Below are 8,602 nucleotides of genomic sequence, written 5' to 3' on the forward strand. Positions count from 1 at the left end.
GAGCGGCGCTCACGCAGCTCGGCGCCTCGGTCGCCTTCGCGAGCGTCCTGTTCGGCCTGATCCTGCACTTCCAGTACGCCTACGGCTGGAGCCCGGTGCGCGCCGGCCTCGCGAACCTGCCCGTCATCGTCACGATGCTCGCCGCCACTCCGATCACCGAGCGCCTCGCCGCGAAGCTGGGGCACCGCGCGGCCTGCCTGATCGGCACCGGGCTCCTGGTCGGCGCGCTGCTCGGGATGTCCTGGGCGGTGGACCGGGGCTACCTCGCGATCGCCGTGATGATGGTCGTGATGACGGTGGGCCTGCGGACGATCATGACCATCTGCGCCGTCGCCCTCGTCGAGGCGATGCCCGCGAACCGCACGTCGATCGGTGCGGCGCTCAACGACACGGCCCAGGAGATCGGCACCAGCATCGGCACGGCCGTCGTCGGCACGCTGATCGCCGCACTGGTGGCGACCACCCTCCCGGCGGGCGCGTGGAGCGCGGACCTCGTCCGGAGCTTCTTCGCGGGTGAGCGGGTCGCCTTCCTGGTCGTGGCGGTCCTCGTCGGCGTGATCGCGACGATCGGCTCGCTGTCCCTCAGCGACTCCCGCTCCACCGAGGAGCCGGCGGCGGCCTAGTCCATCGGGTCGCGCCCGGCGTCCTCGAGGTCGGCGATGTCCGTGTACTCGAGGAAGTCCAGCGGCGGGATGTCCGTCATCTCCTCGCTCCACGAGGGGCGGGCCGGCTGCATGCGGCGCGTCTCGAGCTCGATGTGGGCGATGACCTCCGCGTCGTCCGGCTCCTCCACCTCGCTGCTGTCGATCGGCACCGACCAGAGCTGGCTCGCCGGCCCGATCAGCAGGTGGGCGTAGGCGCGGCCGCCGCCCTCGGCCAGGACAGGCACCGAGACGACGCGCCGACGTAGCCGGAGGCGGACCAGAGGGCGCCGAGGACACCGGTGACGAAGGCCAGACCGGCGGCGGGGGCCGAGGTGAGCTCCTGCAGGGGGCCGCGGACCGTGTCGAGGACGTCGGCGGAGACGAATCCGCCGAGCAGGTCGAGGACCGTCGAGGTCGTCGTCTCGGCCTGGCCGAAGAGGCCGAGGATCGAGACGATCGCGAGCAGCCCGGGGAACAGCGCGAGGACGGCGTAGTAGGTCAGCCCCGCCGCGATGTCCGTGCACTGGTCGGCGCCGAACTCGCGGAGCGTCTTCTTGAGGACGTAGCCCCACGAGCGCTTGGTGACGTCGGTCGGTCCGTCGGGCTTGCGGGAGTCGTCGGGGTCGGGCGCGGTGCGGTCGCGCTCGGTGCTGGTCTGGGCCACGGTCGTCCTCCATCTCGAGCGTCTGCGGATCGTCGGGGACGGAAGGACCGCCTGCGATCGCTCCGGCGCCCCGGCGACGCCGTACTCGCCACCGACCGTAGGAGCGCCTGACGCTCGGGGCAGGACGGTTGACAGCCGCCCGTCGAATCCGGTGGGGGAGGCGTTCCGCGGTGGCGCCCGCGCTCAGAGCTGCGCGAGCAGCCTCTCGCACGCCTGCTCGCAGCGGCGGCAGGCCTCGGCGCAGATCCTGCAGTGCTCGTGCATCCCGGCGTGCTGCTCGCAGTCGTCGGCGCAGGCGCGGCAGGCCAGGAGGCAGGCCTCGACGAGGGCGCGGACGGCCGCGGATCCGACGACGCCGCGGCGCGAGAGCACGGCGCCGGTCGCGGCGCACACGTCGGCGCAGGCGAGGTCGGTGCGGATGCAGTGGACCAGCTCGGCGACCGACTCCTCGCCCAGGCACGCGCTGGCGCAGGCGGTGCAGGTGAGCGCGCAGGCGCCGCACGCGTCGATGCACTCGGCCAGGACCTCCGGATCGATGCCGCGCAGCTCCTCGGGGTGGCTCCGGATCATGTCGCTCGTGCTGCTCATGGCGCGTCCTCTCGTCGTGACCCCGGCGGGATCGGTCCGGGCGACGCTACGGGCGCTCCCGCCGCGGGGCGAGGCCTGGCCAGGCACCGCGGCCGGTGATAGCCGGGCGGTCAGCCCCTCACGACGAAGGCGTCGTGGATCAGGTTGCCCCCGGTCGCCGCCGGATTCCGTGTGCTGCCGCGGGTGATCGTGACGGTGTGGGTGCCGGCGGGCAGGGTCCCGCTGGTCCAGACGGTCTGGGCGGAGCGGGTGGTGGCGCTGTAGCGGTCGACCGAGGCCACGAGGACGCCGTCGAGGCGGACCTCGTCGATCCCGGACGTGCTGGACCGGCGGCTCACCCACGAGACTCCGGTGCCGGTGAAGCGGAGGGTGGCGGAGGCGCCCCCTGTCGACGAGAAGGAGACGCCTCCGCCGCTGTCCGCGGAGGAGGAGGTCGTGGACCAGGTGCCCGTGACGGCGACGGCCGGCGAGCCGTTCTGGTGGGTGCCGGCTCCGACGGCGGCGAGCGGCGTCGCGGTGGCGGTCGGCGTCGAGGTCGGCGCGGCGGTCGCGGTCGGCGCTGCGGTCGCGGTCGGCGTGGGCGTGGTCGTCGGCACCGGAGCGGCGGCCCTCTTCGCGAGCACGATGGACGCCGTCGCTCCCTTCAGCCCGCTCGGCCGGAACGTGATCGTCGTCGCGGTGCTCGTCCTGCTCGTCACGCTCAGGGCGGCGCTCGAGGACACCGTGCCCGCGGTCGGCCGCGCGAGCGTCACGGTGAGCGCGCTCGTCGAGACCTGCGTCGGGTCGACGGTCGAGACGGTCACCGTGTCCGCGTCCTCCCGGATCGAGACCAGTCCGGCGCCGGTGATGCTCGCGACCCGGGTGCCTCCGACGAGGACGGGGCTCGTGGTCCCGGCCTTCCACGACACGGCGCTCACGGTGCCGGTCGAGCGGTCGCGGGCGGCGCTCAGCTGGGGTGTGTTGCTGAGCACGGTCACGTCCGGGTCCGCCGCGTACGTGGCGGTCGCCGCCTCGGAGGCGCCGGGGAGGATTGTGTACGCGTACGAGGCGCCGGTCGGGTTCGTGCCGTGGCTCGTCGTGAGGGAGTAGTAGTGGCCGGTCACCGGCGCCGTCGGACCGGCGGCGCTCACGGCGCTCCAGGCTCCGGTGCGGGTCCGTCCCTGCGCGGTCAGGGCGATCGGCGACGGGAAGACGTAGCCCACCGACTCCGCGGAGCCGGTGATCGAGGCCCAGCGGGCGGTGCTCGTGTCGGTCGCCTCCGCACCGCGGAGGACGCCGTCGACGCGGAGCCTCGCATCGGGAGCGACGTCGCGGCGGTCGTCGATCACCGTCTCCGCGCGCCGGCGCGCCCCGTCCCAGCCGGTCCCGGACATGTCGGTCGCCGTGATCCCGGAGCCGAGCGCGAGGATCTCGTCGTCGAAGGTGAACCAGGCCTTCTTCGCGACCAGGCTCACCGACGCCGCGTCGAAGTCGAGCGCCGCGATCCCCGTCCGCCGCGACGGGCTCTCGAGGCTCCCGGTGAAGGTCGTCGTCGGGCGGGACGACGCGCCCTCGCCCGCGCTCCGGACGATCGTGTCCTCGGTGGTGCCGGGCATCCGGTACGGGTTCGCCGTGGCCCAGTAGCCGTCGTCGTACTGGCGCCCGCTGCCGAGGTGGAGCGAGGTCGCGCCGTCGCCGGTGTACCAGCCGCTGCGGTTCTCGCCGTTGAGCGACTCGTAGCGGGCGATCCGCGTGCTCGACAGGCCGACGGCGAAGCCCGAGGTCGCCGTGGTCCGCGTGAAGCGGTCCATGCCGGCGAAGGCCCGGACGCCCGAGCCGATCGGGGTCGCGGTCAGGCCCGTGTCGGCGAGGACGAGCCGCGCGCGCACGACGTCGCTGACGGATCCGGCCGTCTCGATGCTCACGGGGCTGCCGGCGTTGCAGGCCAGCCAGCTCTTCGCCAGCGCGTTCGTCCGTGTCCTGGCCGAGGGAGGGGCGCTGTCGGCGAGGCGCAGCACCGCCGCCTGCAGCTGGACGCCGACGTCGCCGTCCTCCGACTCCGCCCGCGCGGTCTCGCGGCCGCGGACCGTCGACATCACGGCGCCGCACCAGGTGACGGGGGCGAAGGAGGAGGCGAGCCGGTCGTACACGCCGAGCCCCTCCGGGCTCGTGATCTCCCAGCGGGAGCCGTCGAGCAGCGCGTACAGGTCGTCGAGGGTGTCGAGCATCGAGAGCCCGTACCCGCCGCTGTAGGCGAAGACGCTGTGCTGCACGAAGGAGCCGTCGGCGTGGAAGCCGTCGCCGGACGCCACCGTCCGCAGCGCCGGGTCGATGCCGGCGGCCGCCTCCGCGATCTTCGCCGGCTGCTTCAGCAGCACCGCCCGCCCGGCGATGACCGCCGCCGTCCAGACGCGGTTGGCGCCGGTCCGGGTGACGGTGTCGGCGAAGCGCGTCGAGGCCGACAGGTAGGCCTGCACCTGCTCCGCCGAGAGGTCGGGGTAGAGGAGGGCGGTGATGCTGTTCAGCTCGAGCGGGATGCCGATCTGCTGCTCCCACCAGCGGGAGGTGCCGGTGGTCGAGCGGTTGTAGCGCTTCGCCGAGAGCCAGTCGGCGGTCGCGACGACGTCGCGGAGGAGCGCCGGGTCGCCGGTGAGGGCGGTCCCGGGGGTCTTCAGCGCGGTCGCGAGGACGGTGACCCGCTTGTAGGCGGCCCACACCTCCACCGCCGAGGTGCCCGTGACCAGGTCGGGCCAGGGCTCGCCGCCGTCGGTCTCGAGCGTCGACCAGTAGCCCTCGGCCTCGGCGACGAGGCGGCCCTTCGCCGCGGCGAGGCCGCCGACGCTCCCGCTGCCCGGGATCGTGCCCGTCAGATCGGCGACGAGGCCGAGGCGCATCGCGTCGTACTCGTCGCCCGCCGAGTCGACGGCGGACGCGGTCGGCGCGGCGGCGAGCGGGAGGATCAGGGCTGTCACGAGCAGGAGCGCCGCAGCGAGCGGGCTCCCGCGCCGGGGCGCGTCGGATCGAGAGGGTCGGTTCGTCTCCGCGCGCGATCGGCGGAGGGGACGCGGCTGGGTGGGCACGGGCGCTCCTGAGGCGACGCCCACGAGCCTGCGGGCTTCGGGTGCTCGCGGGTCGCCGGGGGAGCGTCGGGTGAAGAGTAGGGGTCCGCTCCGTCCGGCGGCAAGAGACGGAGGCGAGGACGGCCGGGATCGGCCGTCGACGATGCTCCCGGCCGCGCGATCCGCGACAGCTGCACCCCGTGAGGGGCACAGAGGCGCCGAAGGTCCCCCACCCGTCAAGCGGGGCGATACGGTCGGAGGTGCGTGTGCGCTCCGGGGAGTCCCGGCGCGGCGCGCAGGGGGAAGGGGGCACGGATGATCGAGGCCGAGCAGGATCCGCGGCTGGTGGCGCTCGAGGCGCTCGAGGCGCTCGAGATGATGGGGTCGGCTCCGGAGGAGCGCTTCGACCGGATCACGCGGATGGCCGAGGAGCTCTTCCGCGTGCCCGTGGCCGAGATCCACTTCCTCGACGACACCACGCTGTTCACGAAGTCCCCGCAGCGTCCGGACGCCGTGCTCGCCTACCCGCGCGCCGGCACCTTCTGCGACGCGACGCTCGAGAAGCGCACCACCTTCGTGGTGCCGGACCTCGGCGCCGACGAGGCGTGGGCCGGGCACGAGCACGTCGCGGGGTACCCGCACGTCCGCTTCTACGCCGGGCGGCCGCTGTCGGTCGAGGGCGACCTGCAGCTGGGCACCCTCTGCCTCATCGACTTCGTGCCCCGGAGCCTCACCCCGGACGAGCGGCAGCTGCTCGAGGAGTTCGGCGAGTGGGTCGAGCGGGAGCTGCGCGACACGGCGGAGCGCGACCGCGCCGCCGACATGCAGACGCAGATGGCTCCCTCCTCCCTCCACCACCCCGCCGGCTACGAGCTCTCGGGGCTCTCGCTGCCGCGGTGGACGATCACCGGCGACTTCTACAGCTGGCGCGGCGACGACGAGACGGTCGACCTGACCCTCGTGGACGTGATGGGCAAGGGGACGGCGGCGGCGATCGTGGCCGCGTCGATCCGCTCCGCGTTCCGGGCGCGCCTGGGCGGCGACCCCGACGCGGTCGTCAGCGCGGTGAGCGCCCAGCTGCACGACGACTTCACGGCCACGGAGACCTTCGCGACCCTCTTCCACGGGCGCCTCGACACCGCGTCCGGCCGGATCGACTTCGTCGACGCGGGCCACGGGCTCACCGTCCTCCTCCGCGCCGACGGCTCGTTCCAGCGGCTCGCGGCACTGGGCCTCCCGCTGGGCATCGCGGAGGACGGCGGCTGGATCACCCAGACCGTGGAGCTCGCGGTCGGCGACTCGCTCCTGGCCTTCACCGACGGCGTCCTCGACCTCTACGACGGGACCCTGCAGTCCCTGGCGCGCGCGGTCGACCTCGCCCGCGACTCCGCCGACACCGCCGCGTTCCTGCAGGCGCTGAGGGCGCTCGCCGCCTCCGGCTCCGCGTCCGACGACATCACCGCCCTCGTGCTGACCCGCACGGGCGCCGACCGCTCCGCCGAGAAGGACCCCGCATGACGTTCACGACCGAGACGATCGCCCCCGACATCGCCGTGCTGCGGGGGGAGGGGCGGCTCAACGCGGCCTCGGCTCCGGAGCTGCGCTCGGCCGTCCGCCGGGCGATCGACGAGGGCAGCCCCCGCATCGTCGTCGAGCTCAGCGCGGTGACGTTCATGGACTCCTCCGGCCTCGGCGCCCTGGTCGGCGCCCTCAAGACCGCGCGGCAGGCGGGCGGCGACCTGCGGATCGCAGCGCCCAGCGAGCAGGTCGTGATGGTGCTGCAGCTGTCCAATCTGGACCGGGTGCTCACCCTCTTCGACACGGCCGGCGACGCGTACCGTGACTGAGCGCAGCGTCGGGTTCCGCACGCCCCCGGACGACACCGAGGTCGTCCACGAGATGCTCGCCGAGCTCTGGGGCGAGTGCCCGGACCTGCCGGCCCGCGACCGCATGGCCGTCGAGACGGCGCTGGTCGAACTGGTCGACAACGTCATCCAGCACGCGACGTCGACGACGACGATCGTGTGCCGCCTCGTCGTGCGCGTCGAGGGCGACGCGATCCACGCGGAGCTGGTCGACACGGCCGATCCGCCGGACATCGGCACGGGGCCGCGGGAGATGCCGGACGTCTTCGCGGAGTCGGGCCGCGGGCTCGCCCTCATCCAGGCGCTGACGACCACGTTCGAGCACGAGCGCTCCGAGGGGCGCAACGTCTGGACCCTGACCCGGGCGCTGGACTCCTAGCGACTGGCGCGGATCAGCGGATCGTGTGCGCGGTGATGACCGCGGCGGCACGCGCCAGGTCGTCCGCCATGCCGTTCAGCCCGGGGGAGGCCTTGAGCACCTCCGCGCTGACCTCGTCGTAGCGCTCGTCCACCTGCGCGAGCAGCTGCTCCCCGGAGGCGGTGAGGCGCAGGAGGACGCTGCGGCGGTCCTGCGGGTTGGCGAGCCGGTCGACGTGGCCGGCGGTCGCCAGCCGGTCGAGGAGCGCGGTCACGGCGCCCGTCGAGAGGGAGAGCTCGAGACCCAGCCACTTCGGCGTGAGGTCGGGCGACTCGCCGAGGACCTCGAGCGCGGTGAGCTCCGAGATGCCCACGCCCACGCCCGCGGCGATGCTCGCGCGGAGGTGCCGCTGCGCGTTCTCGAGCAGGCGGAGCGACTGCCGCAGCTGCACGGCGGGCGCGTCCTGGTCGACGTCGCGCGGGGTCGGTCTCTCGGTGGTCATTCGTCCTTCTCGGGGTAGGGCTGGGGTCATCGTACGGGTCGCCCTCGGGGGTCCCGGCCTGTCACCCGGACAGGGGGTGAAAGAACGATTGCAATGTATCTTTGCCATCAAGTAACTTAGCGGTCAATCGAGTTCGGCGGAACACCAGCCGGACCCTCCCCCTTCAGCATCAGCCCGCCCCACCCGATCAGGAGTCCTGCCATGTCGACCCACACCGCCAAGTCCAAGCGCGTCCGCTTCGCTCCCCTCGCCATCGCGACGAGCATCGCCGCCGCCGCTCTCCTCTCCGTCTCGATGTCCGGCACCCTGTCCGGCTTCGTCGCGAGCATCTCCAACACCGGCAACACCGCCGCCTCCGGCTCGCTCGTCATGGAGGAGAAGTCGACCGGCGCCAGCCCCATCACCTGCCTCAGCACCGACGGCGGCTCGATCAGCACCAACACCGCGACCTGCGCGACCATCAACAAGTTCGGCGGATCGACCACGATGGTCCCCGGCCAGACCGTCACCACCGCGATCACGCTGAAGAACACCGGCACCGTCGCCGCCAACACCTTCACGCTGACCCCCGGCGCCACCTGCTCGCAGAGCAACAACGTCGCGGCCGGCGCCTCCGGCTCCGCCACCGACTTCTGCGGCAAGCTCAACGTCGTGATCACCTCCGGCGGGACCACCGTCTTCACCGGCACCGCCGCGACCCTCGCCGGCTCGGCCGTCAAGACCCTCAACACCGCCCCGGTCACCCCCGGCACCTCCACCCCCTTCTCCATCGCCGTGACCCTCGACTCGTCGGCCACCAACGCCTACCAGGGCCTGTCCGCCTCGCTCCCGCTCACCTGGACCTTCGCGAGCTGATCACCTCTCCACCCGGCCCGGAGCGCCCCCGCGCGACGGGCCGGGGGAGGAGCGTCCCGCAGCGCTCCTCCTGCACCGCCCCCGAGAA

Annotated in this window: 10 protein-coding genes; 5 read left to right on the top strand and 5 right to left on the bottom strand. The window is 73.4% G+C overall.

What is annotated here, in order from left to right; genetic code table 11:
* A partial coding sequence (locus C5C27_RS15625; protein WP_146079720.1) for an MFS transporter occupies positions 1 to 623 on the top strand: 623 nt, incomplete at its 5' end.
* Here C5C27_RS15625 and C5C27_RS15630 read toward each other — a convergent pair.
* The 4 genes from C5C27_RS15630 to C5C27_RS15645 form a co-directional block, all read right to left on the bottom strand.
* On the bottom strand, positions 620 to 889 hold the full coding sequence (locus C5C27_RS15630) for a hypothetical protein (protein WP_104314864.1): 270 nt from the start codon (positions 887 to 889) through the stop codon (positions 620 to 622). The two genes, C5C27_RS15625 and C5C27_RS15630, sit on opposite strands and share 4 nt — an antisense overlap.
* Complete coding sequence (locus C5C27_RS15635) at positions 841 to 1,308, bottom strand: YihY/virulence factor BrkB family protein (protein ID WP_181133565.1); 468 nt, start codon at positions 1,306 to 1,308, stop codon at positions 841 to 843. The genes C5C27_RS15630 and C5C27_RS15635 overlap by 49 nt, the downstream gene beginning before the upstream one ends.
* Before the next feature lie 183 nt (positions 1,309 to 1,491).
* The gene (locus tag C5C27_RS15640; RefSeq protein ID WP_104314866.1) at positions 1,492 to 1,896 is read right to left on the bottom strand and encodes a four-helix bundle copper-binding protein; all 405 of its coding nucleotides are present in this window, start codon (positions 1,894 to 1,896) and stop codon (positions 1,492 to 1,494) included.
* A 110-nt stretch (positions 1,897 to 2,006) separates the two neighbouring features.
* Positions 2,007 to 4,847, bottom strand: a complete 2,841-nt coding sequence (locus C5C27_RS15645; protein ID WP_146079721.1) for a polysaccharide lyase 8 family protein — start codon at positions 4,845 to 4,847, stop codon at positions 2,007 to 2,009.
* A gap of 402 nt (positions 4,848 to 5,249) precedes the next feature.
* Between C5C27_RS15645 and C5C27_RS15650 the strand changes: the two genes are divergently transcribed.
* Genes C5C27_RS15650 through C5C27_RS15660 form a run of 3 tightly spaced genes read left to right on the top strand, consistent with a single transcriptional unit; the run spans position 5,250 to position 7,178 of the window.
* Positions 5,250 to 6,452, top strand: a complete 1,203-nt coding sequence (locus C5C27_RS15650) for a PP2C family protein-serine/threonine phosphatase (protein WP_104314868.1) — start codon at positions 5,250 to 5,252, stop codon at positions 6,450 to 6,452.
* Positions 6,449 to 6,781: an STAS domain-containing protein gene (locus C5C27_RS15655; protein ID WP_104224279.1), complete on the top strand. Its 333-nt coding sequence runs from the start codon at positions 6,449 to 6,451 to the stop codon at positions 6,779 to 6,781. Before C5C27_RS15650 ends, C5C27_RS15655 begins: the two co-directional genes overlap by 4 nt.
* Positions 6,774 to 7,178: an ATP-binding protein gene (locus tag C5C27_RS15660; RefSeq protein WP_104314869.1), complete on the top strand. Its 405-nt coding sequence runs from the start codon at positions 6,774 to 6,776 to the stop codon at positions 7,176 to 7,178. The genes C5C27_RS15655 and C5C27_RS15660 overlap by 8 nt, the downstream gene beginning before the upstream one ends.
* Positions 7,179 to 7,191: 13 nt before the next feature.
* On the opposite strand, the gene C5C27_RS15665 is transcribed toward C5C27_RS15660, so the two are convergent.
* Entirely contained in the window at positions 7,192 to 7,659 is a 468-nt protein-coding gene (locus C5C27_RS15665; RefSeq protein WP_104224277.1) for a MarR family transcriptional regulator, read from the bottom strand.
* Positions 7,660 to 7,860: 201 nt separating this feature from the next.
* Between C5C27_RS15665 and C5C27_RS15670 the strand changes: the two genes are divergently transcribed.
* Positions 7,861 to 8,514: a hypothetical protein gene (locus C5C27_RS15670; RefSeq protein ID WP_104234050.1), complete on the top strand. Its 654-nt coding sequence runs from the start codon at positions 7,861 to 7,863 to the stop codon at positions 8,512 to 8,514.
* The last annotated feature ends 88 nt before the right edge of the window (positions 8,515 to 8,602 follow it).

The organism is Rathayibacter sp. AY2B7 (genome assembly GCF_002931635.1).
In the GTDB taxonomy this organism is placed as follows: Bacteria; Actinomycetota; Actinomycetes; order Actinomycetales; family Microbacteriaceae; genus Rathayibacter.